We start from the raw sequence: 24,098 nt of genomic DNA, 5'->3' as shown, positions 1-24,098 counted from the left end.
ACTGGGTGGGCGTAAATTTCTGCGAGGTGCGAGGCGGGAAGCGGTGCGAACGGTGAACAATGAATGGCGAGCAGTGAGAGCTGAACGGCGAACATCGGGCGCCGATCATCGCCAAACGAGACGTCTGCGTTGCCCGACTGGCACTTCGGCATCGCCCGTGCGCGCCGTATAGTGAGCGCAAGGAGATTGCATATGAGCGATACGATTCGTCTGGACGGCCGTGTGCTGTACTTGTCTCAGGACCCCGCGGTGATCGAGGCACAACTGGCCGGCGAAAACTTCACCCTCGCGAGCGCCGGTTCGCTGCGCGATAACGTCTCCACCGACGAAATCACGCCCGTCACCGTCATGCTCACCTATGACGAACGCCTCGGCCAGTATCCGTACGTCGGCTTCAAGGCGGGCGAGCGCATGCCGATCGGACGCAATGCGATCAAGAATGGCGGCTTCCAGGTGACGGTAGCGGGTAAGCGCTACGGCAAGGGTTCGTCGCGTGAATCGAGCCCGCTGGCGGAGTTATCGGCGGGCATTCGCCTCATCGTCGCCGAGAGTTTCGAGCGCATCTATCAGCAGAATTGCGACAACATCGGTATTCTCACCACCACCGATTTCTCCGTGCTCGATCGACTGATCGCGGGAGAGGCGGTTCCGATCGACGAGTTTCTCAAAGGCCGCGACGCGCTCACGCAACAGATCATTCGCAGCGGCGGATTGCTCGCGTACAGCAAGTTCGCGGACTGGCCCGCACCGCGTGTGAGGAGAATGGCTAATACGGCTAATACGGCTAATACGGCTAATACGGCTAATACGGCCAATGCAGCTAGCGCGGCTCACCCGGCCAACGCGTCGAATGTGGCAAACGCCCCCGAGCCGAAGACGCTGGTCGAAAAGATCATCGAGCGCCATCTTCATCCTGGCATTGAAAGCGCGCAGCGCGGCGACGGCGTGTTCATCGCGGCCGACTGGCGTTTCAGCCACGACTATTTCACCGGCATGTGCGCGCATCTGATGCATCGCGCGTTTGGCAAGCCCGCACCGCTGCATGCGCCGGATCACATCATCGCGTTCCAGGATCATCTGGTGCTCGCATCGCAAAGCATTCCACATGTACGCGACGGATTGCTGCCGGGCGTTGCCAATCTGATGGAAGGGCACACGTCGTTTTCGCGCGACTATCCCGTGCGCTCGCACGGCGCGCTCGACAACGCGCCGGGTTCCGAAGGCATCTGTCATGCGCTGATGGCCGAGCAGTACGCATTGCCCGGGCAGGTTGCGTGCGGCACCGATTCGCATACGCCGCATTCAGGCGCGCTCGGCTGCCTCGCGTTCGGTGCGGGCGCAACGGAAATCGCCAATAGCTGGGTGACGGGCTACGTGCGCTGCAAAGTGCCGGAAACTTTGCGCATTGAAATCGACGGTGCATTGCGCGACGGTGTCACCGCGAAGGATGTCGTACTGCATCTGCTGCAGATGGACGCGATCCGCTCGGGCGGCGCGATCGGCCTCGTGTTCGAATACGGCGGCGCGGCGGTGCGCGCAATGTCGATCGACGAGCGCGCCACGCTGACCAACATGGTCGCCGAACTGGGCGGCTTCACGGGCATCGTGGAACCGGACGAACGCACGGTGGCGTTTCTGAAGGAGCGCCGCGGTGTCGATTTCACTCTTGAAAACTGGATGAAAAGCGATCCGGGCGCCACGTATCGCGACACGATCTGCATCGACGCTACCGCAATCGAACCGATGCTCGCGCGTCCAGGCGATCCGGGCAACGGCGTGCCGGCACCGCAACTGGAGCAGGACGTCGCGATCGACATCGCGTACGGCGGCTCGTGCACGGCAGGCAAGCGCGAAGACTTCGACTTTTATCATGAGGTATTGCGCTGGGGCGTGGAGCAGGGCATGCATGTGCCCGAGGGCACGCGCCTCTTCCTGCAGTTCGGCACGATGGCGGTGCGTGCCTATTGCGAGAACCAGGGCTATTTGCCGGTTTTCGAGCGCGCGGGCGTGACGCTCGTAATGCCCGGTTGCGGTTCGTGCGCGAATTGCGGACCGGGGCAGTCGGCCGATGCGAACGAGGTGACGATCAGCGCGATCAACCGCAATTTCCCCGGTCGTTCGGGTCCGGGCAATGTGTGGCTCGCGAGTCCGTACACCGTTGCCGCGAGCGCGCTGGCCGGAAAAATTACCACCTTCGAACAACTGAAGCGCGCACGCGGCTAGAATGCTGGCCGGACCTTGCGGCCCGGCATCGTGGTGCGCGTCATACGCGAAAGTACGAAAGGCCGGCACAAGACCGGCCGCGGCGAGCATCATCGTGCATCGCCCGCTTGATCCGCATCACCAGGAGACAAACAATATGGCATCCCCCGATCACGCCGGGTCCGTCGCGCGCAGCGCCGGCGGCGCAGCATCTGCCGCAAGTGTGGCGTCCACCACGTCAGCGACGCTCGACGCCGGCAGCATTTCCGCGCGCCTCGACCGGCTGCCTGCCACGCGTTCCATCTGGAAACTGGTGGTGCTGCTGAGCCTCGGCTTTTTCTTCGAACTGTACGACCTGCTGTACTCGGGCTATGTCGCGCCGGGCCTCGTCAAAAGCGGCCTGCTGACCGCGACGACGCACGGTTTGTTCGGTTCGACCGGTGTCGCGAGTTTCATTGCGGCCTTGTTCAGCGGGCTGTTCATCGGCACGATCGCCTGCGGTTTTCTGGCGGATCGCTTTGGACGCCGCGCCGTGTTCACGTATTCGCTGCTGTGGTACACGGCGGCCAACGTCGTGATGGCGTTTCAGGAAACGGCGACGGGTTTGAACTTCTGGCGCTTCGTGGCGGGGGTGGGCATCGGCGTCGAGCTGGTGACGATCGGTACGTATATCTCGGAGCTGGTGCCCAAGCAGATTCGCGGCCGCGCTTTCGCGTGCGAGCAGGCGGTCGGTTTCACGGCCGTGCCGGTGGTGGCTTTCCTCTCTTATCTGTTGGTGCCGCGCACGTTGCTCGGCCTCGATGGCTGGCGTTGGGTGGTGCTGATCGGCGCACACGGCGCGCTGTTCGTGTGGTGGATCCGGCGCGCATTGCCGGAAAGCCCGCGTTGGCTCGCACAACAAGGGCGTCTCGCCGAAGCTGATCGCGTGATGAGCGAGCTTGAAGCGAAAGTGCGCAGCGAATACGGCCGTGAGTTGCCGCCGCCCGCACCGCCGGTGCCGGTCGCGCCGCGCGGCAGCTTCCGCGATATGTGGGTGCCGCCGTACCGCAGCCGCACGTTGATGATGACGATCTTCAATATCTTCCAGACGGTCGGCTTCTACGGCTTTGCGAACTGGGTGCCGACGCTGCTGATCAAGCAGGGCATTACGATTACGACGAGCCTGATGTACTCGAGCGTGATTGCGTTGGCGGCGCCGCTTGGTCCGGTGATTGGTCTCTTTATCGGCGACCGCTTTGAGCGCAAGACGGTGATCGTGGTGATGGCGGCTGTCAATATCGTGTGTGGGTTGTGGTTTAGTCAGGCGTCTGGCGCGGTGTTGCTGGTGAGTCTCGGTGTGTGTCTGACGCTCGCGGGCAATATCATTTCGTACAGCTACCATGCGTATCAGACGGAGCTCTTTCCGACCAGCATCCGGGCGCGCGCGGTGGGTTTTGTTTATTCGTGGAGCCGGTTTTCGGCGATTTTCACGGCGTTTCTGATCGCGGCCGTGTTGAAGCACTTTGGAACGACTGGCGTGTTCGTGTTCATCGCTGGGGCGATGCTGATCGTGATGCTGGCGATTGGGCTGATGGGGCCACGGACGAAAGGGCTTGAGTTGGAGAAGATTTCCAGGTAGTCGAGTGAGGGGCGAGGGGGCAGGGAACGAGCCAGGAAGGGACCTTCGCTCGACGTATGGATCAAACAATCGGAAAGACCGCTTCATTCCGCAAGCGGTCAGTCAATTGCTGAGAACGGGGCCGCGTCTTCGGCCTTGGCCGTCATTCAGCGCCTCTTTCCGAAAGTCCGGCGTTGCACCTGGACCGGCATTCGCGGACGAGTGACTTTAGAAAAACTTAACGATGGCACAGGAAGACCCCCCTGTTCGCCATTTTTTTGAGTTTCTAAGCTAGGTCACGGTCGATGACAACAAGAGGCCGTGGTTCTTTCACCCGTCAACCTGACAGCCGCGTCCCCCGAGCCCGCCTTGGCCTCGATGAGCGCTGCTGTGCATGCGAACTGGAGCGCTCATGAAAAACGCGATTGCTGGTCTGGCATTACTGTTGGCCGCGTTCTGTGCCAACGCCAACGCGAGCGATGCGACGCAGCTTCGCTTCGGCGTCGATCCCACTTATGCGCCGTTCGAATCGAAGGCGCCATCCGGACAACTGGTCGGCTTCGAGATCGACCTCGGCAATGAAATATGCCGCCGGCTGAATGTCAAATGCGTGTGGGTCGAGACGGCATTCGACGGCATTATTCCGGCGCTCCAGGGCAGAAAATTCGAAGCGATTCTGTCCGCGATGTCCATCACGCCGCAGCGTGAGGCCCGGGTTGCTTTCTCGACGCCCTTGTTCAATACGCCGAGCCGGTTAATCGGCCGGCGCGGGCGTGACCTCAGGCCGACGGTCGATTCGTTGCGCGGTAAGCGTGTCGGCGTTGCTCAGGGTTCCACGCAGGAAGCGTATGCGAAGGCTTACTGGGCACCTGCGGGTATTGACGTGGTGTCGTATGCCAATCAGGAGCAGGTTTACACCGACCTGCGCTCTGGCCGGATCGACGTCACGCTGACCGACATGATTGCCGGCAATCAGGGATTTCTGAAGACACCCCAAGGCGCGGACTACGCGTTTCTCGGCGACCCCGTGACCGATGCCAAAACCCTTGGCAAAGGCGCCGGTATCGGCATGCGCAAAGACGATACAGCCTTACGCGAGAAAATCGACGGCGCAATCGCCTCGATGGTCAAGGACGGCACTTACAAGAAAATCGAACAGCGCTACTTCGATTTCGATATTGCGGCACCCTGATCAATTCGCGCCGTGCCGGCAGTGTCCGGCAGATTGCCAGATCTCGTCGCCTTCAAATCAACAACTCCACTGACTGCAGCACGTTGCGCGTTTGCGGCGAAGTGGAGTTGAACCCTTCACGAATCGTTTCGATCAGGCATTCGATAAAGCACTCGGACGCAGCGCTTAACGGATGGCCGCTGCGCGAGATCACGCTAACCATCGCGTCTTCAAGCTGCTCACGCAGCGGGAAGACGCAGAGGTTTTCCCGCACCGCGCTCACTTCCACCAGCGGCCACGGAAATACGCTGACCATGTCCGTCTTTCTGAGCAGCGCAACCGCGATCGAAAACGAATGGGCCAGGTGAATTTTTCGGGGCACGGGCACGCTATGGCGCGTGAAAATATTATCCGCCTGCGGACTGTCGTTGGCCGGGTCCCACGTCAGTATCCAGTCCAGATCGGTCAACTCCGCGAGTGAGCGGCAATTCGCACGCGGATGGTCCGCGCGCGCCACGAGTGCGCAAGAAGAAGAAAACAGCGGACGGTAGTGGAATTCAACACCCAAGGCGCCTGGGGTCGGCCTGCCGATGAAGAAATCCAGGCTGCCGTCGCGCAGACGCGGATTGGCAATGGGCAGCAAGCCTTCAAAGAACTCGAGCCGGATGTCGGGCATCCGTTCGCAGAAACGCGTCACCGTCTCAGGCAAAAAAGTCATGGCGATCCACGGCGTCACCGCCACTGCGAGCTTGCCTTGGGGCGCGCCGCGCAGGGTATTCATGGCTTCATGAGCGCGCGCCATCTCGCCGACCATGAGGCGCGCGTGGACCAGCAGCGCGTGGCCGCTTGCGGTGAGGGTAACCCCCGAGGACGTGCGCACCACCAGCGACATCTGAACGCTTTCTTCGAGTTGACGGAGGCTTTTAGTAATGGCCGCGGGCGAGGCGTTCAGCGCCCGCGCCGCGCCGCGAATACCGCCTGCGTCGGCGATGGCAACCAACGTACTGAGTTGATGGAGTTTCATGCGGTCTCAACGGTAAGGATCTATTGCAACGACGTGTTCGCTTCGGGTTGCCACGTTCACGATTCTAGCTCTCCCTCGTCACATTCTGTCGCGATACGGTAGCGCCACTCGAACACGTTTCAAAATAAACCAGGGACGGCAGCGAATGAATACCCATTGCGATATGCAGGCAAGTACCGAGGAAATGATCCAGTTGCGCCAGGCCATTCATGCGCATCCTGAATTGGGTTATCAGGAGTTCATGACGAGTGATCTGGTCGCGGAGCGGCTCGTTGAGTGGGGTTACGAAGTGCAGCGCGGTCTCGCAGGCACCGGCCTCGTCGGCACGCTGAAAGCGGGTGACGGCACGCGCAGCATCGGTTTGCGCGCGGACATGGATGCACTGCCTGTCAACGAACAAACCGGGCTGCCCTATGCGAGCGTTCATCCTGGCAAGATGCACGCATGTGGCCATGACGGCCACACGGCGATGCTGCTCGCCGCGGCAAAGCAACTGGCGAAAACACGCGCCTTCAACGGCACGCTCAATCTGATTTTCCAACCCGCGGAGGAAGGCCTGGCCGGCGCACGCCGCATGCTCGAAGACGGCGTGCTCACGCAATTCCCGTGTGACGCCGTGTTTGCGATGCACAACATGCCGGGTTTTCCCGCAGGCAAACTGGGATTTCGCGCGGGGCCGTTCATGGCCTCCGCCGATCAGGTCACGGTGCGCGTGATCGGCTACGGCGGTCATGGCGCCATGCCGCACAAGACTGTCGATCCGATCGTGGTGTGCGCCGCCATTGTGTTTGCGCTTCAAACCATTGTGTCGCGCAACGTGGCGCCGCTCGACATGGCCGTCATCACGATCGGCGCGATTCACGCGGGCGAAGCGTCCAACGTGATTCCCGACGAGGCGAACATGAGCATCTCGGTGCGGGCGCTACGCCCCGAGGTTCGCGACGCGCTCGAACAGCGTATTCGCGACGTGGTGCAGGCTCAGGCGGCCGTGTACGGCGCGCGTGCCGAAGTGACCTACGAAGCGAGCTATCCGGTGCTCGTCAACGACGCCGCGATGACCGAATTTGCGAGCGGCGTGGCGCGCGACTGGGTGGGTGACGAAGGGATGATCGCCGATCTGCAGCCACTTACCGGCAGCGAGGATTTTGCGTGGTTCCTGCAGAAGTGCCCCGGTTGCTATCTGATCATCGGCAACGGTGACGGTGAAGGCAGTTGCATGGTGCACAACCCGGGCTATGACTTCAACGACGACATTCTGATGACCGGCGCGGGCTACTGGGTCCGGCTCGTCGAACGCTTTCTCGCCTGATTTTTATCGCCCGGCAAGCGCCGGCACTGGCGCCGGCGTGCCGGTCCATTCGATATCAACAGAGCAACAGGAGACTTTATGAAACGGCTTCTTCTCTCGGCATTGTGCGGACTGGCGATGTTGCCCGCCGCGGTCCATGCCCAGGATCAACAGGTAATCCGCTTCGGGGTGGACCCGAGCTATCCGCCGTTCGAATCCAAGGCGCCGGATGGTTCGCTGGTGGGCTTCGATATCGATCTGGGCAATGCGATCTGCGCGAGCCTGCATCAGAAGTGCGTCTGGGTCGAGCAGAATTTCGACGGCATGATCCCCGCGCTCAAGGCTCGCAAGTTCGACGCGATTCTCTCGGCGATGTCTGCCACGGCAGCGCGGCGTCAGCAGATCGATTTCACGAATCGACTCTACAACGGTCCGTCTGCGTTGATCGCGCGCGCCGGTTCGAAGCTGCAGCCCACGGCACAGGCGCTCCAGGGACAGCGCGTTGGTGTCGTGCAGGGTTCGACGCAGGAAAACTTCGCCAAGGCTGAGTGGGAGCCGAAGGGGGTGACGGTCGTCGCGTACCAGACGCAGGATCAGATCTATCAGGATCTGGTGACCGGGCGTCTCGACGCGGCGTTTCAGGCTGCAGTGCAAGTCGACTTCAGTTTCCTGAAGACGCCACGCGGCAAGGGCTTTGTTCTCGCAGGCCAGCCGGTGACAGACAGCCGTGTGTCCGGCGACGTGGCGATCGGCATCCGCAAGGGCGACGCACCGCTTGAGGCGCGCATCAATCAGGCGATCGACACGATTCGTCACGACGGTGTGTATCAGAAGGTCGCCGCGAAGTACTTCAATTTCAATATCTACGGCGACTGACGTCAGTGTCCCATCGACCCTCTTTCAAATGGAGTCAGGCATGTTGGATAGTGTGAGCGCGCGTATCGCGCGAGCGGTGACGCCGCAGTTGATCGAAGATTTTCGCCGCGATGGCGCAGTATGTATCCGTAACATTTTTACGGAAGACGAAGTCGCGCTGCTGGGTTCCGGCATCGAGCGCAATCTGCAAACGCCGAGCCCGCGCGCAAAGGTAGCAAGCCGGCCTGACGACCCGGGCTGGTTCTTCGAAGACTTCTGCAACTGGCAGGAAAACGAGGCTTATCGCGCGTTTATTTTCAACTCGGCGGCGCCTGCGGTGGCCGGTGCGTTGCTCGACTGCCAGACGGTGCGATTGCATCACGATCATCTGCTGGTGAAGGAGCCGAATACACGGCAGCGTACGCCCTGGCATCAGGATCAGCCGTACTACAACATTGTCGGCAATGACAATGTGAGCATGTGGATTCCGGTCGATCCGGTCACGCGCGAGTCGACCCTGGAGTTCGTCGCGGGTTCGCATCTTGGCCCCTGGCTGATGCCTCGCACCTTCATGGACAACGAGGCCAAGTGGTTTCCCGAAGGCAGCCTCGCCGATTTGCCGGACGTGGAAGCGGATCGCGCGGCTTTTCCGATCGTGGGTTGGGCATTGCAACCCGGCGACATGGTGTGTTTCAACATGCTGACGCTCCATGCGTCCGGCGGCGTGAGCGGGCAGACACGCCGGCGCGCGTTTTCGGTGCGCTTTGTTGGCGATGACATTCGCCATGCGCCACGCCGGTGGCGCACCTCTCCCGACTTTCCGGGGCTCGCAGAAACGCTGCCCGAAGGCGCGCCGCTGGCGCATCCGCTGTTTCCCGTCGTCTGGCAGAACGCTGAGCGCAATACATAACGAATTAAAAACAGAACAAAGGTGGAGATCAGTATGAAAAAGGCTGTACTGGGTTTATATCTGGTGGGTGCCGCGGCATCGGCGGTAACGGTAACGGCGGCGCACGCGCAGAGCACCGTGACACTCTACGGTTTGATCGACGAAGGCGTGGATTTCAACAGTAATCTGGATGGTCAGCGCCAATGGAAGCTATCGAGCGGCGATGCACAAGGCAGCCGCTGGGGCCTGAAGGGTGCGGAAGATCTGGGTGGTGGCTACAAGGCCGTGTTCCAGCTCGAAAACGGTTTCGACGTGAACAGCGGGCGCTTGATGGAGGGCGGCCGCGAATTCGGGCGGCAGGCTTTTGTCGGCGTGTCGAAAGATTCAATAGGAACGCTGACTTTCGGACGCCAATACGACTCCCTGGTGGAGTTTCTTGCGCCGCTGACCGCGAACGGCAACTGGGGCGGTTACCTTTTAGAGCACCCGTACGATAACGATAACACTGACAACTCCTTCCGTCTGAACAACGCCGTGCAGTTCTACTCGGCGAATTTCGGTGGCTTTCAGGTCGGTGCGACGTATGCGTTTTCGAACAACCCTGGCCAATTCTCGACCAATAGTGCCCAGAGTGCCGGCGCCAGTTATACGTTCGGTGGACTCTCGGTGGCATTGGCTTATCTGAACGTGACCAATCCGGGGGCGAACGCGATCGGCGCGGTGACGACCGACGACGCGGGCTTTATTGCGAACCGGCAGCGGGTGTTTGGCGCGGGCCTCAACTATACGTTCGGCTCCGCGATGCTCGGCTTCGTCTACAGCCACACTGACCTGAAAAATCCGACGGCGTATGCGTATATCAGCGGTTCGATCGTGCCATCCGGACAGAGCGTCAGGTCGTTGAAATTCGATAACTTCGAACTCAACGGGACCTACCAGGTCACACCGGCCTTTATGCTCGGCGCGATGTACGACTACACACAGTCGAAGCTCGATGCTTCCGGCGGCAGCAGCAAGCCGCGCTGGCACACCGTCGGCTTGATGGCCGATTACAACCTGTCAAAGCGCACGGATGTGTATGCGATGGCGAGTCTGCAGAAGTCCGTGAGTGCGAACAGCGGCACTGCGTTGGACAACGCCTATGTGGGCGGCGCTGACGATTCGTCTTCGAATGACCGGCAGGCGGTGGCGCGAGTCGGGATCCGTCACAAGTTCTGAGCGAATTGTCGCTGTTCAGCGTGGCAGTGTGAGGCGGCGCTACTGCACCGCCTCTCCGGCGTCCTGCAGCATCTGGTCGTTGACCTGCTGCTGCTCTTTCGCCCGCGTCAGGAGCCAGCGATGGAAACTGCGGCATTGGGGCTGGTCGAAAGCGCTTTTCTTCCACGTCAGAAAGTAAGGCCACGGCAAGGCGAGGCCGCGATTGAACGGGATGACGAGACGGCCGGCGGCAACGTCGTCGCAGATCATCGAAGTTTGCGCGAGCACGAAGCCGTGCGCGTCGATCGCCGCCTGAATCGCCACGCTCGACAACGAGAATACGTGCCGAGGGTTCTGCAGCGTGGTGCAGTCCACTTTGCTGGCTTCGAACCAGTCACGCCATGACGGCGGCGACGCGAACTTCGGCAGCCAGTCCACCGCGATTAGCGGATGCGCGAGGATGTCCGCGGGTTGGGTGAGCGGCGCATTCGCGCGCAGCAATTGCGGGCTGCACACCGGCACGACGCTATCGCGGAACAATTCGATGGCGTTCTCGACGTCGGTGACCCGGTCGCCATAGCTAATGCGGAAATCGATCTCGTAGCCCTCGGCCGACGGTTCAGTATGCGTGCCGTCGAGATAGACGCTCAATTCCGGATACTGCGCCTGCCATTCCATGACACGAGCCGCGAGCCACTTGGAGAGCAACGAGGGTAATGCGCTGATGCTCAGATTGCGGACGTTTTTCGAGCGCTCGATCTCCGCATGCGCGACGCGCAGGCTCTCGAATGCCGCCGCGCAACTTTCGTGGTACTGGCGGCCGATCGTGGTGAGCCGCAGCCGTTTGCCGTCCTTTTGCAGGAGGCTCAGGCCCAGCGTGTCTTCGAGCAGCTTCATCTGCTGGCTCACGGCGCCCGCCGAGATGCCGAGACGTCTGGCGGCTTCCGCTACGCCGCCGCAACGGCCCACGGCTTCGAATACCTGCAGCGCGCGCAGGGGCGGTAGCGTGCTCATGGCGTTTCCTTCTTCGAGGAGGGGTGGGGGATCTGAGTTTAGAAATTCTAAAATAACAGCCAGCTTTAGACACCTATTCTTTTATGTTTTGGCTTTTTATCCTTCGGTCATGCTCGATAGCGAAGCCGGTGAGGCGTAGCCGGGGCGAACTGAACCGGAGGCAGTGGACATGTTTTTGAAGAACGCGTGGTATGTGGCGGCATGGGATACGGAAGTGACGCAGAGCCTCTTGCCCGTCACGATTCTCGACGAACCGATCGTGCTCTATCGCAAGGCGGATGGCACGCCTGTCGCGCTCGAAGATGCCTGCCCGCATCGCAAGTTGCCGCTCTCGATGGGCCGGCTGATCGACGACACGCTTGAGTGCGGCTATCACGGTCTTACGTTCGACTGTTCCGGTGCCTGCGTGAAGGCGCCAGGCTCGTCGCGCATTCCTGCCGGCGCGCAAGTGCGCAGCTATCCGCTCGCTGAACGCTATGGTCTTTTGTGGATCTGGATGGGCGACGCGAGCGCTGCGGACCCGGACGCGATCGTGCAGATCGAAGAGTGGGGCGACCCTGCCTGGGGCGTCAATCGTGGCGACGCCATGACGGTGGATTGCCATTACCTGTATGTCACCGACAACCTGCTCGATCCTTCACACGTCGCCTGGGTGCATCGGTCATCGTTTGGCAATGCTGCGTGCGAGGCGGAACCGCTCAAGACCGTCGTTGCCGAAAACGGCGTGACCGTGTCGCGCTGGATGCGCGATGTCGAAGTCGCGCCGTTCTACGCGAAGTTCGTCAGGTTCGCGGGGCATTGCGATCGCAAGCAGCATTACGAAGTGCGCTTTCCTTCACACGCCATCATCAAGGCGATTTTCACGCCGGCCGGCACGGGCAGTGACGACGCCCCGCCGCACGCCGATCTGTTCCTGATGAACTCGTATAACTTCATGACGCCCGTGGACGACGCGCATACGCGGTACTACTGGTTCCAGACGCGCAATTTCGATCCGGACGACGAGGACGTCTCGCGCCAGTTCGACGAGGACGTGCGCCATGCGTTCGAAGAAGACCGCGTCGTGCTGAGGGCAGTGCATCAGGGCATGGCGCGACGGCGCAAACCGAATATCGATCTGGCGATCGACTCCGGACCGTTGCGCTTCCGGCGTGCGCTTCAGCAGATGATCGAGCGCGAAGAGGCAGCGGGGCCGGCATCCGCGCCGGTGCATGTCGTTGGCCGGCAGGGAGCGGGAAAGTGATATGACGGCTTTGGTGGTGAGTGAGACGGGCGCTTCGACACGGGGTTTCGAGCTCTTTCGCGTGGTTCGGCGGATTCAGGAAAGCCAGTCCATTGTGTCGTTCGAGTTGGTTCCCGCCGACGCTGAACGTTCTCTCGCGTTCGCGGCAGGACAGTTCGTTGCGGTGCGGCTGACTTTGCAAAACGGCGAGTCATTGCTGCGTCATTACAGCTTGTCTGGCGATCCTGCCGATACCACGCGTTGGCGCATCTCCGTCAAACTGGAAAGTGCGCCGCCGGGACGTGGCTCGACACATCTTCACGAATGCATTGGCGTGGGCGACGAACTGGAACTGGCCGGTCCTGCAGGCGCATTCGTCTGTGCCGAGGACAACGAGCGGCCCGTGCTTCTGATGAGCGGCGGCGTGGGCGTGACCCCGCACGTGAGCATGCTGCATCGTCTGGCGCATGCGTCGGCGCGGCGCGTGCACGTTATTCACGCGTGTGAGAACGGCATGGTGCATGCATTCGGCGACGAAATACGCAGGCTCGCCGCAACGCGTGACGGTATTCACGTACACGTCTGCTATCGCAACCCCCTTGCCGACGACGAAAGTACCGGATCCTATGACAGCACCGGGTTGCTGACGAAAGAGACGCTTCCATCGCTGCTGCCGCTCGATGATTACGAAGTCTATCTGTGCGGGCCGCCGGGTTTCATGCAGGCGAACTGGAGTCTATTGCGCGGGCTTGGTATCGCACGCGAACGGATTCACTACGAGTTCTTCGGTCCGGCTACTGTGCTTGAGGACCACGCTGGCGATGGATCCGATTCCGTTCGGTCAGCGCCAGGCGCGGCAATGCTTGTGCCTGTGAGTGACGGCGCGGTTACCGTACGGTTTCACCCGCAGGCCGAGCCTTTGCCGTGGGACTCGTCCTGTCATTCTTTGCTGGAAATGGCCGAACAAGCCGGTTACGCACCGCCCTTCAATTGCCGGGCCGGTATTTGCAGCGCGTGTTTGACCCCGCTTCTAGCGGGCAGTGTCGACTATATTGAAGAGCCGCTCGCCCCGCCGCCTGAGGGCGAGGTGCTGCTTTGCTGCACGCGGCCCATCACGCCGCTCACGCTCGCGTTACAGCCTTTGCGGGCGTGATCCATCGATTCAGGCACGGTGAACATGCCGTGCGCTTCATCGCAGAGGAACAGATGAAATACGGTTTCGCAGATCAACCCGGCTTTGACCAGCTGCGCGCGCAGTTCCTGCAAGCCGCTGACGCCGCAGGAGCCACGGTCACGTCTTATCCGCATCCCTTGAAAGGTCCCCGCGGCGAGGTACTCGCTACCGATGTCGCATGGCTCGGCTCGCGAGATGCGCGGCGCGTGCTGGTGGCGATTTCCGGCACACATGGCGTGGAAGGGTATTACGGATCAACATGCCAGAGCGAATGGCTGCACGAGTTTGCCGCTCGTGACCTGCCGGACGGTGTCGCGGTATTGATGGTGCACCTGATCAATCCGTGGGGAACGGCATGGGTGCGCCGCGTCAATGAAGACAACGTGGACCTGAATCGCAACTACCTGGACTTCGGCGCAGCGCTGCCGCTCAATCCGCGTTATGAAGCGATCCACGAAATCTATACTTGTCGCGACTTTGACGGCCCGCAGCGGCAGCGCGCGGATCAACTGCTGGCGGCGCAACTCGAGTCGATCGGCTGGGCTGAATTTCACGCAATTGTTGGCGCTGGCCAATACGTGCATCCGGACGGCCTGTTCTATGGCGGGGCGGAGGCCACCTGGTCCAACCGGACTTTGCGGAATATCGCGGCGCACTTTCTGCAGCCGGTGCAAGTGGCTGTCGCGTTCGATCTGCACACCGGGGCCGGTGCTTTTGGCCATCCGATGCTGATGGCGATCGCGCAGACACGCTATCCCGCGCTCGCGGAAGCCGAAGCGCTTTATGGGCCGTGGCTTTACACCCTGCTGACCGGCGCGCACGCCGCGATCAGCGAGACGGGCGTGGTGGCGCGTGCAACCGGCTACACCTCGCAGGCCTTGCTCGACGCGCTGCCCACGACGCATCTGATGCAGCTTGTCATCGAGTGCGGCACGTATCCCGAGGCGCCGATGCACACGGCGCTGCGCGACGATCACTGGCTGCATCTGTATGGTGATCCTGGCGATGCATTGGGAAAGAAGATCAGCGGTGCGTTGTTCGAGTCGTTCTTGCCGGCGGATGGCGACTGGCGCGAGATCGCGTGGCGGCGCACGCGTCAGATCTGGGAGCGCGCGCTTACGGCGCTGCCGGCGATTCACGCAGCTTCGTCAGCCGGCGGATAGACCGTATTTCGCGAAGACATTGCGCCGGCGTTATCACGCTCGGATTCATTCCTGGTGTGGACTTCACGGAGACTTTCCTTGGCTCTTTCCCCCCGGTGCCGCGTGGACAGCTAGAATTGCGGCTTTAGCCCGGAATACGCCAATGTCTTTTGCCTCGCTTGGCCTGATCGATCCCTTGCTGCGTAATGTGCAGGATCTCAATTACCAGACACCTACGCCGGTGCAGGCCAAGGCGATTCCTGCTGTGCTCAGCGGCAAGGACGTCATGGCAGGGGCACAGACCGGCACTGGCAAAACGGCGGGTTTTGCGCTGCCGTTGTTGCAACGGTTAGTGCAACACGGCCCGGCGGTGTCCAGCAACCGCGCGCGTGTTCTGGTGCTGGTGCCCACGCGTGAGCTGGCCGAACAAGTGCTGCAAAGCTTTATCGCTTACGGCAAAGGCCTCGACTTACGATTTCTGGCCGCCTACGGCGGTGTGAGTATCAACCCGCAGATGATGAAGTTGCGCAAAGGCGTGGATGTGCTCGTTGCCACGCCGGGCCGTTTGCTGGATCTCCATCGCCAGAACGCAGTGCAGTTCGATCAGGTACAAACGCTGGTGCTAGATGAAGCCGACCGCATGCTGGATCTGGGCTTTGAGCGTGAACTCAACGCCGTTTTTGCTGCCTTGCCCACTCAGCGCCAGACCCTGCTGTTCTCTGCCACTTTTTCCGACGAGATTCGCACCATGGCGGCGGGCATTCTGCGCGGCCCGGTCAACATCAGCGTCAGCCCGCCCAACGCCATGGCCAGCAAGATCAAGCAGTGGGTGGTGCCGGTGGATAAAAAGAACAAGCCTGACCTCTTCATGCACCTTGTGGCGGAGAACAACTGGCAGCACGCGCTGGTGTTCGTCAAGACCCGCAATGGCGTGGAGTACCTCGCGGCCATGCTGGATGAAGCGGGCTATTCGGTCGACACCATCCACGGCGACAAACCGCAACCCGCGCGCCTGCGTGCGCTGGAGCGCTTCAAGACGGGCGAAGTCCATATGCTGGTCGCCACCGATGTGGCTGCGCGCGGGCTGGATATCGACGACCTGCCGCTGGTGATCAACGTCGATCTGCCGATCGTGGCGCAAGACTATGTGCACCGTATTGGCCGTACCGGCCGTGCGGGCGCCAGCGGCGTGGCGGTGTCCCTTGTGTGTGCCGATGAAGCGCCGCAACTGGCCGCGATTGAAGCGCTGATCCGGCAAACGCTGCGCCGTGAAGAAGAACCGGGTTTTGAAGCCGAACACCGCGTGCCGCAAACCAGCGCGACGGGTCAGATCATCAAGAAACCCAAAAAGCCCAAGAAGCCCAAGAAGCCCAAAGTGCCGCAAGCTGCGCCAGGCGCCACACAGGTGCTCAGCAAAAAACCGCAGCCGCACAGTGGCGAAAACAAACGCAAGCCTGCGACGCAACGCGCTGTGGCCGCGGGTAGTGGCACAAGCTTTACCAGCGGTAGCCCATTCAGCGTGCAAAAGCCACGCAGCAAACCCGCCAGCAAGCCAGCTGCGGGTCCACGTAAGCCGGCTGGCAAATCCGCTGGGGGCCGCGGCAAACGCCAACCCTGATGGCTAGGCGAGCAGCAGCAACGCATCCACGAGTGACAGCACCGTGGTGCGCGAATCGAATGCGGTGGAGAACAGATGGTCATGCACCACCTGATCCGGGTCGTAGCAGCAGTCCTTGACTGTGTACAGACGGAAGTCCGCGTCGCTCGCATACGCGACCGACGACAGCACGACACCGGTCGACGCAATGCCGACCATGATCAGCGAATCGATACCTTGTGCGACAAGTCGTGCCTGCAGATCGGTGCCGAAGAACACGCTGGCGCGATGCGCAATGATGAGCGCTTCATCGGGCTGCCGGCCCAACTCCGGCGCGATCCCGTCGTCGATGAACAGGCCAAGCTGCTTGATTCCCTGCCCATTCCTGTTCAATGGGTTGACTTCCGGATAGCCCGGGCTGAACCGGAGGTTGGCGAAATAGACGCTGACGCCTTTGGCCCGCGCCGCGTCGCATAGCTCGCGTGTATTGGCGAGCAAGACGGGCGCGACCGCTGGAAAGAGCCCAAGAATGTCGGTCTGATAATGCATGACGACAAGCGCGGTTTGCGCCGGCGCGATGGCCTCCATTTACCCGTCTCCTTTACGTCGACACGCGGTTCATAGGCACAACCAGAGAACGTAGAACGCAGCGAAGCATCTATTGTCAAAACGACGCATTGCTGTGGGGACTCCGCTGCCGGGGAAAATAATACTTCACGTCAGTTCAAGAAACGACGACGGTAAACTCGAGCCCCGATTCAAAGTCCAGCGTTGTGCTCGAAAAGCGCGGATGGTCGTCAAGGTACTGCTTGTATGGTCGAACGGCATCCTCGGCGGTGTACATGTTGTCGGCGAGAACGATGGACCCTGGGCGTAGCAGGCGCTCAATCTGCTTGAACAGATTCAGATACGTGTTGGCCCATACGTCGATAAATACCATGTCGAAAGCGCCGTCCAATTCGGCAACAGTCTGGAAGACGTCACCCTCCCGAAGGTCGACATAAGCATCTACGCCCGCCGTTCTGACATGAGCTCGAAGTTGTGCGCACTTCGCGGGGTCGAGTTCAGTCGCTACAACCGTGCCCTTGCCCAACGTGCGAAGGGCTTCGGCGAAATACAGCGTAGACACACCGCAGGAACTGCCGAGTTCGAGAATTCGAGCCGGTTTGTGCGAAAGCACCATGTTGCTTAAAAATCGCCCAGTCTCGGCAGACACGGCTAACGATAGAGGCGTGCCTTGCGAGGATTCGAAATCTTCACTGGATAGCCCGAGCGTTTCGAGAAACCGTCCGCGCAGTCGAGGTGCGAGCGTGTCGTATTCGTCCGCGAGCGTCAGAAACTCCTCGTTCGATCCCTGGAACTGCGCCCGTGCGCGGGCTATCACTTCTGTCTGACTCTGTTCGTGAAGCCGCTGCAGAAGCATTGTGGCATTTAATGTCATACGTCCTCCGGGGTAGCGTGTGCCGGTTGTCGCCGGTTTTCAATTCTCGCGCATGCTCAATCTTCCGCGGGCCGAGTCGGACGTGACCATCTGGCCGCCTTGAACTGTTCCCTTTCTTCCGGCGTCATGGCATCCCATTTGCGCCAGTGCCGGCGCCCGTGCCAGCCGCCGTGTCCGCGGAATCCGCCAAACAGGATGCGGCTTAAAACCAGCAAGCCAAGTGCCCGTGCGAAGTCGATCGTATGGGCACCCACGAATAATGGCGGAATCACCCAGTTCCATAAAATCATGACCGCGCACCCGAGCACGCCTATGCCGATCACCACGAGCAGCGCTTTGCCTGCACATCTGATTCGATAATTCATCCGCCGACTCCTCTAAATATCCAGTTCGTCATAAATGGCCTGCAATCGGGCACGCAGATGCAAGACCGCATAGCGTTTGCGCGCGAGCAGCGTATTGAGCGTGACGCCGCTTTCCGCCGCCATGTCCTTGAAGGACCGCCCCTCCAGTTCGTGCGCGATAAACACCTCGCGCTGATCAGGCGGCAGATCGTCGAGCGCATCCTGCAAGGCTTCGAGCAACACAGTGCGAGCGTAGAGCGCCTCGGGACCTGCGTCGTGCGCCGGCAGGGCAAGATCGAGGCGATACTCACTGCTCGCGTCGTCCTCATCCTGTGGCAGGTCCGGTAACGGCTGCTCCTTCTTCTTGCGAAAACGGTCGATGATGCGGTTGCGTGCGGCACGGAACAGCCACGCGCTCGCTTGTTCAATCGGAGCGGGGAGGCGGTAAGCGTGCACGAATTCGTGAAAGACATCCTGCAGGATGTCCTCGGCGTCGTTGGGATCGCGTATGCGACGCCGGATAAAATTGACGAGCTTCGTGCGCTCACGCACCACGGTCGCGGTGATGTCGCTGTCTCGATCGGTCATCGTGTCCGGGGTGGGTGGCGGTTCCATGCGTCTGAAGACGTTTCAGGAAGGGGAATATTGTGGGCGGTGTGAAAAAAATATGTTCGGTAGCAGTTGCGACGGCTGCTTTCACTTTACCCGACGATCCGCGCGGGGATGACAGCCTCTAAGCCTCTAGCCGGCAAGGGACGAACGTTCGCCCGACGTGCCCCTGCGATACTCGACAGACCGCGCGACTCTGCAAACAGCCATTCGCTAGTCGAAAGCTGGCGGGACTTTATGGTCGTTTGCTGACGTTGGCGTGATTCGCGTGCACGCATGCCGGTGATTTTGGTGTTAAAAACGGGTTAGCACGATCTCGGTTTGCGGAATACGAAGGTACCCATTCCGCATTCGGGTTTTCACCGAGTCGAATTATTGTCGATTTGTTGTCTGATCGCGCGTCGTGTGGATGAGGGCCAAGCTATCAACTGGCTTCCTGATCACTTCACTTACAGCGCAGTTGGAGACGTTAATGACAAAAGTAAAAGTTGCCGGGTTTGGCGTTTCGCTTGATGGCTTTGCTGCGGGAACCGCTCAGAGTCTGGATCATCCGCTTGGTGTGCGAGGCGAGGAGCTCTTTCAGTGGTTTTTCCCCACGCGGACTTTTCGTCAGATGCTGGGAAACGAAGGGGGCGAAACTGGCCTTGACGACAGATTCGCCCAGCGCGCAATGGAAGGTTTTGGCGCCTTTATCCTCGGTCGCAACATGTTCGGACCTGTTCGTGGGGAATGGCCGGACGATCAGTGGAAAGGCTGGTGGGGAGACAATCCACCTTATCACGCGCCGACCTTCATCCTCACCCATCATCCACGACCGCCAATCGAGATGCTAGGCGGAACGACATTTCATTTTGTTTCTGACGGCATTGAGGATGCGCTAGAAAGGGCGCGTAATGCGGCGGGCGGCAAGGACGTCAAGATTGGCGGCGGTGTCGAGACCGTGAAGCAATACATTGAGGCCGGCTACGTGGATGAGATTCATCTCGCCGTTGCGCCAATTGCGCTTGGCCAGGGGGAATCGCTTTTTAGCGGCCTGGATCTTCGCGCTCTGGGATATCGGACAGTCGAGCATGTGCCGACGGAGCGAGCCACGCATATTGTTCTCGCGAGGTAGGGGTGGGGGTCAATTGGCTGTGACGCTCCGGTAGACTTCAACTCTCGCCCCACCTCGCCGGGATTGTATGGACGCCCAGCTTTTGATTATCTGCGGATTGACATTTGTAATCCATGTCATCGCGACGCTGGCTTACGCTGTGCGGATCGCCGGTGTTCGCACTCGACGTATCGCTGTGTCGTTTTCTCTGTTCGGAATCATTGCCCTTGTGTCCCGAACGGCGAACTCCTTTCAGGGGCCGTTCATAGCCAAGCGCGTGGAGCTTGATATTGCCCGGCATCTTGAGGGCGGCCTGCTCGGTGATTTTCGGCTCTTCCTGATTACAGCCACAGCAGCAAGCATAGTCGGCGCGTTGCTGATCCCAACGTTCCAGCGTTATTTCAGTCGCGCCGTCGAGCACTTCCAGGCTAATCGTTCATTGCCGCGGCTTTTGCTCCACATTTTCAGCCGTGGCGGTATCAACTATATGCGGGACGGTGCGCGGGTTCCGTCGCGCTAAAACATCTCACAGCTAGCGAGCGGTGCCGGTGTCTCCGGGACGGTGATAGCGCTCAATATCTTCGCGATGGCTATCTGGACGGTCGGTGTTTTCGCGTCGCTCTACGCGGGATACCTAAAACCGGATTTGCGCGTGACATGCGCCAATCTATCGTCGGTCATTAACGGCTTTGCGACCGTGGTGTTGGCGGTGGTCATCGACCCGCAGGTTTCCGTCATGACGGACGACGTAATCGAAGGTCGAATCTCCGAGAACAGCTTCCGGCGCGCTATCACCACCCTTGCCGGGGCACGTGTTCTCGGGACCCTGTGCGCTCAAATAATGCTCGTACCGGCCGCGCTCATCATCGTACGCGTTGCAGAGCTGATTTAGAGCGGAGCGTAATACATCGCTATCTTGTGGAGACGCAGAAGTAATGTCGAATTCGACGTACGGGCGTAACGCCCAGCTCTGGAAACTGACCTTATCGGCCGATCGCAGAGCCGAGGTAAGCCTGTGCAACCTGCGCACGGTGACGCCGAAAGATACGCCCGCTTTAGGGACGCTCTTTTTTAGCGCGTTCCTTGGGACGATTGACGATGCGGGCGAGACCGAGACCCAATATGCGTCGAAAGCAAGGGCAATTGTTGGCGGCCGATACGGGGAATGGATACCGGCGGCATCCTGGGTGATTGAAGACGGTGGAAGCCTTCGGTCCGCGTGTCTTGTCTGCGACTACAAACCCTATGGTTGCCCGGTCGTCGCCGTGGTCGCTACAACACCTTCGCGCAAACGGTCGGGCGATGGCGGAACCTTGATCGATGCAGCGCTGTTGTCGCTCGCAGCACTCGGCTACACCGAATGCTGCGCGATGGTTACCATCGGTAACGAGGCATCCGAACGACTCTTCAGTAGCCGTGGCTTCGTGCACGAAGCAGATTGATTGGATATCTGCTTGTTGAGCGATTTGTTGTGGCTGATTTATGTCGGATGTATTGGGTGGTACGGGGCCAACAGGAGACCTTTTCGGTTACCGCGTCTAGCAATGTCCGTTCACAGCGTGTAATGCCGCGGCTCGGCATGCGATGTTCCGAAAGCGACAATTTCAGCCATCCGGCGCTACCGCCGAACCACCACCTGTCGGTGCAAGTTATGCATCGCTTATCGCGGGCGGACTGGCGTAGACGATGCGAGCGGCATTGATGACTGCCGCTATCAAGAAGGGCGAGGGGGCGAGACGGGTCGACTGAGTCAATTGTCCTCCAGCTCAGTGCTGGCCAGAAACGACAGTTCGACATCCGCCGCTAAAATCGCCGACAATCGGTCGCACAGTCCTGTCGATAGTCGGTTGTAAGGATCAGAGGATGTATGCCTACTGAAAATGATCTCAGTTCGTGGAGAGAAAATAATGTCCGTAGCTAACATCGAATACCACGTAGTCCGCTCTGCCGACGAAGCCGCATACAAGCAATTTATGACCGACCTTTTTGCTGAGGGGCTAGCAGTACTACCAGACCGGGGCATGGGGCCCACCGACGAGCAATGGACAGAGTTTTTTAAGCGCCGAAGGAGTGATCACTCTGTCTTATTTATTGCTGAACACGAGGGACGGCTCATCGGTGGAGGTGGCGTCGGCCGCATTGAGCAGCCAAATCGCGAACATTCGGTGTCGCTTGCCCTCAATGTCTCGAAGGAATATCGAAACCAGGGAATCGGACGTATGCTGCTTCGACATACGCTCCGATGGACGAGCGTCACGCCCGCTATTGAGCGGATCGAGCTTGAGGTGACTGCCAATAATCCGGGTGCTATCCATCTCTATCAGGCAGCGGGTTTTAGCGTTGAAGGGATCAAGCGGGGTGCCTTAAAGAAGGGCGATCTAGTTCTCGATATCGTGCAGATGGCTATTGTTGGCAGCAGCGTTAGATCGCCAAAGTTATAGAGGATGTAGTCCTGCATCTGCTATGGCAGCGGTGATTGTCCGTTTTCGAGCGACACGATTGTCCGTTTCGGGGTGACCGGAACCGGTCCAGACCGTGTGAAAACGCATTGATCGCCTAAACTGAATCAACGCGCTGATACCGGGTGACTCATGAAGCGATTCGTTGAAGGTGATGACCGCAAGAAGGTCGCACTACTTCCCGAATGCGTCGACGACTATATCGGACAGGACAATCCGGTTAGGGTCATCGATGCCTTTGTAGAAGAGCTGGATCTTGCGGAACTTGGATTCGACGGTACAACACCAGCGCTCACAGGTCGCCCGTCCTATCATCCTGGCGCGATGCTCAAGATCTATATCTACGGATATCTGAACCGGATACCGTCCAGCCGGCGTCTTGAGCGCGAGTGCCAGCGCAACGTCGAGATGATGTGGCTGACGGGGCGTCTGGCTCTCGATTTCAAGACGATCGCCGACTTTCGCCGCGACAACGGGCCGGCTATTCGTAACGTATGCCGTCGTTTCGTCGAACTGTGTCGCGGACTGAAACTGCTCTCGAGTGACATGGTGGCCATCGACGGCAGCAAGTTCAAGGCTTCGAACAGCCGCGACAGAAACTACACGATGGGAAAAATCGACAAGCGCCAGCAGCAGATTGAGGAAAGCGTTCAGCGATATCTCGAGCTGATTGAAAGCGCAGACCGGACAAGCCCGACCGGGTTCGATGTGAAGACGGTGCGCCTGTACGAGAAGATTGCCAGCTTGCGCCAGCAGATGCGCGAACTCGATCTGGTCCGGAAGCAGTTGAAGAAACAACCGGACAAACAGTTGTCTATGACGGATCCCGATGCATGGTCTATGGCAACAAGCGGACGAGGCTCCGGCATAGTGGGTTACAACGTTCAAACCGCCGTGGATACGAAGCATCATCTGATCGTCGCGCACGAGGTGACTAACGTTGGAAACGATTACGGTCAACTCAGCAAGATGGCGACGTCCGCGAAGAAGGCGATGGGCAAAACGAGACTGAAGGTGGTGGCCGACCGTGGCTATTACAGTGGCCCAGAGATACGGGTGTGCGATCTGGGCAACATCACTGCGTATGTTCCCAAAATGCTGACTTCTGCATCAAGGAAGAAAGGTCTCTTCACGAAGGCCGATTTTATCTACGATTCAACCAGCGACGTGTACCGATGTCCCGCGGGCGAGCGTGCCATTCATCGGTTCAACACCGTTGAGCATGACATGATCCTGCAGGTCTACTGGCCCAGCGCCTGCCCTCGCTGCCACCTCAAGGAACGATGTTCGCCCAGTGACTATCGTCGCATCCGGCGATGGGAACACGAAAATATACTGCATGCCATGCAGGGCCGTCTCGACAGGAAGCCCGATGCAATGACGATCCGCCGAAGTACCGTTGAGCATGTCTTCGGTACGCTCAAACAATGGATGGGCCCCGCACACTTCCTGACCCGGACACTTGCGCGGGTGAGTACGGAGATGAGCTTCAGGTATTGACCTACAACCTGAAACGGGTCATCAACATACTCGGTGTCGCGGGAACGATGAAGGCGATGAAGATTGCGGGAAGCTAGAGCCCGGAGGGGCTTTGCCGGGCTCGCGAGACACGACTGGCGTAAGCTAGATCGACCGAACTTGATCCAGCTGAACCGAGACCGGCCATTTAGCGTCAGAAATTGCATTCTTACACAAGCTCGGTCCGACGCGAGTCGACCTCTGATGAACAACCTAGGCAATCAGCATGGGGCCGTGATCGGCCATAAAGCGGACCGTCGAC

At 59.9% G+C, this 24,098-nt stretch carries 20 protein-coding genes and 3 pseudogenes; 17 read left to right on the top strand and 6 right to left on the bottom strand.

Features of this window, described 5'->3' with window-relative positions:
* The first annotated feature begins 192 nt into the window (after nucleotides 1-192).
* From PQQ95_RS04865 to PQQ95_RS04855, 3 genes are all read left to right on the top strand, one after another.
* Entirely contained in the window at nucleotides 193-2,223 is a 2,031-nt protein-coding gene (locus PQQ95_RS04865) for an aconitase family protein (protein WP_408435407.1), read from the top strand.
* Between the two features lie 136 nt (nucleotides 2,224-2,359).
* Nucleotides 2,360-3,820, top strand: coding sequence for an MFS transporter (locus PQQ95_RS04860; RefSeq protein ID WP_408435405.1), 1,461 nt, complete (start codon nucleotides 2,360-2,362; stop codon nucleotides 3,818-3,820).
* Between the two features lie 391 nt (nucleotides 3,821-4,211).
* Nucleotides 4,212-4,991 (top strand): ABC transporter substrate-binding protein, encoded by a 780-nt coding sequence (locus tag PQQ95_RS04855; RefSeq protein ID WP_408435403.1) that lies wholly within the window; start codon nucleotides 4,212-4,214, stop codon nucleotides 4,989-4,991.
* Nucleotides 4,992-5,043: 52 nt separating this feature from the next.
* On the opposite strand, the gene PQQ95_RS04850 is transcribed toward PQQ95_RS04855, so the two are convergent.
* Entirely contained in the window at nucleotides 5,044-5,994 is a 951-nt protein-coding gene (locus PQQ95_RS04850; protein WP_408435401.1) for a LysR substrate-binding domain-containing protein, read from the bottom strand.
* Between the two features lie 145 nt (nucleotides 5,995-6,139).
* Here PQQ95_RS04850 and PQQ95_RS04845 point away from each other — a divergent pair, with 145 nt between their 5' ends.
* The 4 genes from PQQ95_RS04845 to PQQ95_RS04830 all read left to right on the top strand — a co-directional run bounded on the left by PQQ95_RS04845 (nucleotide 6,140) and on the right by PQQ95_RS04830 (nucleotide 10,244).
* Nucleotides 6,140-7,303 (top strand): M20 aminoacylase family protein, encoded by a 1,164-nt coding sequence (locus PQQ95_RS04845; protein ID WP_408435399.1) that lies wholly within the window; start codon nucleotides 6,140-6,142, stop codon nucleotides 7,301-7,303.
* 78 nt (nucleotides 7,304-7,381) lie between these two features.
* Nucleotides 7,382-8,158: an ABC transporter substrate-binding protein gene (locus tag PQQ95_RS04840; protein WP_408435397.1), complete on the top strand. Its 777-nt coding sequence runs from the start codon at nucleotides 7,382-7,384 to the stop codon at nucleotides 8,156-8,158.
* Nucleotides 8,159-8,198: 40 nt separating this feature from the next.
* Nucleotides 8,199-9,047: a phytanoyl-CoA dioxygenase family protein gene (locus PQQ95_RS04835; protein WP_408435395.1), complete on the top strand. Its 849-nt coding sequence runs from the start codon at nucleotides 8,199-8,201 to the stop codon at nucleotides 9,045-9,047.
* Nucleotides 9,048-9,080: 33 nt separating this feature from the next.
* A complete protein-coding gene (locus tag PQQ95_RS04830; RefSeq protein ID WP_494471475.1) occupies nucleotides 9,081-10,244 on the top strand; it encodes a porin in 1,164 nt (387 codons plus the stop codon).
* A 39-nt stretch (nucleotides 10,245-10,283) separates the two neighbouring features.
* On the opposite strand, the gene PQQ95_RS04825 is transcribed toward PQQ95_RS04830, so the two are convergent.
* Nucleotides 10,284-11,237, bottom strand: a complete 954-nt coding sequence (locus tag PQQ95_RS04825; protein WP_408435393.1) for a LysR substrate-binding domain-containing protein — start codon at nucleotides 11,235-11,237, stop codon at nucleotides 10,284-10,286.
* Between the two features lie 169 nt (nucleotides 11,238-11,406).
* Here PQQ95_RS04825 and PQQ95_RS04820 point away from each other — a divergent pair, with 169 nt between their 5' ends.
* The 5 genes and pseudogenes from PQQ95_RS04820 (at nucleotide 11,407) to PQQ95_RS04800 (ending at nucleotide 16,393) form a co-directional block, all read left to right on the top strand.
* Complete coding sequence (locus PQQ95_RS04820; protein WP_408435391.1) at nucleotides 11,407-12,480, top strand: aromatic ring-hydroxylating dioxygenase subunit alpha; 1,074 nt, start codon at nucleotides 11,407-11,409, stop codon at nucleotides 12,478-12,480.
* A gap of 1 nt (nucleotide 12,481) precedes the next feature.
* Entirely contained in the window at nucleotides 12,482-13,612 is a 1,131-nt protein-coding gene (locus PQQ95_RS04815; protein ID WP_408435389.1) for an FAD-binding oxidoreductase, read from the top strand.
* 29 nt (nucleotides 13,613-13,641) lie between these two features.
* The gene (locus PQQ95_RS04810; protein WP_408435387.1) at nucleotides 13,642-14,796 is read left to right on the top strand and encodes a DUF2817 domain-containing protein; all 1,155 of its coding nucleotides are present in this window, start codon (nucleotides 13,642-13,644) and stop codon (nucleotides 14,794-14,796) included.
* Nucleotides 14,797-14,819: 23 nt separating this feature from the next.
* Nucleotides 14,820-14,912, top strand: a pseudogene (locus PQQ95_RS04805) (histidine ABC transporter permease); the annotation flags it as partial.
* 26 nt (nucleotides 14,913-14,938) lie between these two features.
* Nucleotides 14,939-16,393 (top strand): DEAD/DEAH box helicase, encoded by a 1,455-nt coding sequence (locus tag PQQ95_RS04800; RefSeq protein ID WP_408436094.1) that lies wholly within the window; start codon nucleotides 14,939-14,941, stop codon nucleotides 16,391-16,393.
* Between the two features lie 3 nt (nucleotides 16,394-16,396).
* Here the strand turns inward: PQQ95_RS04800 and PQQ95_RS04795 are convergent, their stop codons facing one another.
* From PQQ95_RS04795 to PQQ95_RS04780, 4 genes are all read right to left on the bottom strand, one after another.
* Nucleotides 16,397-16,960 carry a cysteine hydrolase family protein gene (locus tag PQQ95_RS04795; RefSeq protein ID WP_408435385.1) on the bottom strand — a complete coding sequence of 188 codons (564 nt, stop codon included), beginning with the start codon at nucleotides 16,958-16,960 and terminating at the stop codon, nucleotides 16,397-16,399.
* A 136-nt stretch (nucleotides 16,961-17,096) separates the two neighbouring features.
* On the bottom strand, nucleotides 17,097-17,813 hold the full coding sequence (locus tag PQQ95_RS04790; protein ID WP_408435383.1) for an O-methyltransferase: 717 nt from the start codon (nucleotides 17,811-17,813) through the stop codon (nucleotides 17,097-17,099).
* Between the two features lie 56 nt (nucleotides 17,814-17,869).
* Nucleotides 17,870-18,178 (bottom strand): hypothetical protein, encoded by a 309-nt coding sequence (locus PQQ95_RS04785; RefSeq protein ID WP_408435382.1) that lies wholly within the window; start codon nucleotides 18,176-18,178, stop codon nucleotides 17,870-17,872.
* A gap of 12 nt (nucleotides 18,179-18,190) precedes the next feature.
* Complete coding sequence (locus PQQ95_RS04780; RefSeq protein WP_408435380.1) at nucleotides 18,191-18,772, bottom strand: sigma-70 family RNA polymerase sigma factor; 582 nt, start codon at nucleotides 18,770-18,772, stop codon at nucleotides 18,191-18,193.
* 466 nt (nucleotides 18,773-19,238) lie between these two features.
* On the opposite strand from PQQ95_RS04780, the gene PQQ95_RS04775 reads away from it, so the two are divergent.
* The 5 genes and pseudogenes from PQQ95_RS04775 (at nucleotide 19,239) to PQQ95_RS04755 (ending at nucleotide 23,895) form a co-directional block, all read left to right on the top strand.
* The gene (locus PQQ95_RS04775) at nucleotides 19,239-19,880 is read left to right on the top strand and encodes a dihydrofolate reductase family protein (protein WP_408435378.1); all 642 of its coding nucleotides are present in this window, start codon (nucleotides 19,239-19,241) and stop codon (nucleotides 19,878-19,880) included.
* Between the two features lie 67 nt (nucleotides 19,881-19,947).
* Nucleotides 19,948-20,751 (top strand): annotated as a pseudogene (locus PQQ95_RS04770) (lipid II flippase Amj family protein).
* 43 nt (nucleotides 20,752-20,794) lie between these two features.
* On the top strand, nucleotides 20,795-21,301 hold the full coding sequence (locus tag PQQ95_RS04765) for a GNAT family N-acetyltransferase (protein ID WP_408435377.1): 507 nt from the start codon (nucleotides 20,795-20,797) through the stop codon (nucleotides 21,299-21,301).
* Nucleotides 21,302-21,766: 465 nt separating this feature from the next.
* Entirely contained in the window at nucleotides 21,767-22,300 is a 534-nt protein-coding gene (locus tag PQQ95_RS04760; RefSeq protein WP_408435375.1) for a GNAT family N-acetyltransferase, read from the top strand.
* A 150-nt stretch (nucleotides 22,301-22,450) separates the two neighbouring features.
* Nucleotides 22,451-23,895, top strand: a pseudogene (locus PQQ95_RS04755) (IS1182 family transposase).
* Nucleotides 23,896-24,098 lie beyond the last annotated feature (203 nt).

Source organism: Paraburkholderia caffeinilytica (assembly GCF_046030355.1).
In the GTDB taxonomy this organism is placed as follows: Bacteria; Pseudomonadota; Gammaproteobacteria; order Burkholderiales; family Burkholderiaceae; genus Paraburkholderia; species Paraburkholderia caffeinilytica_B.
The sequence above is the reverse complement of the archived record's forward strand: the minus strand, read 5'-3'. Positions and strand labels throughout refer to the sequence as shown.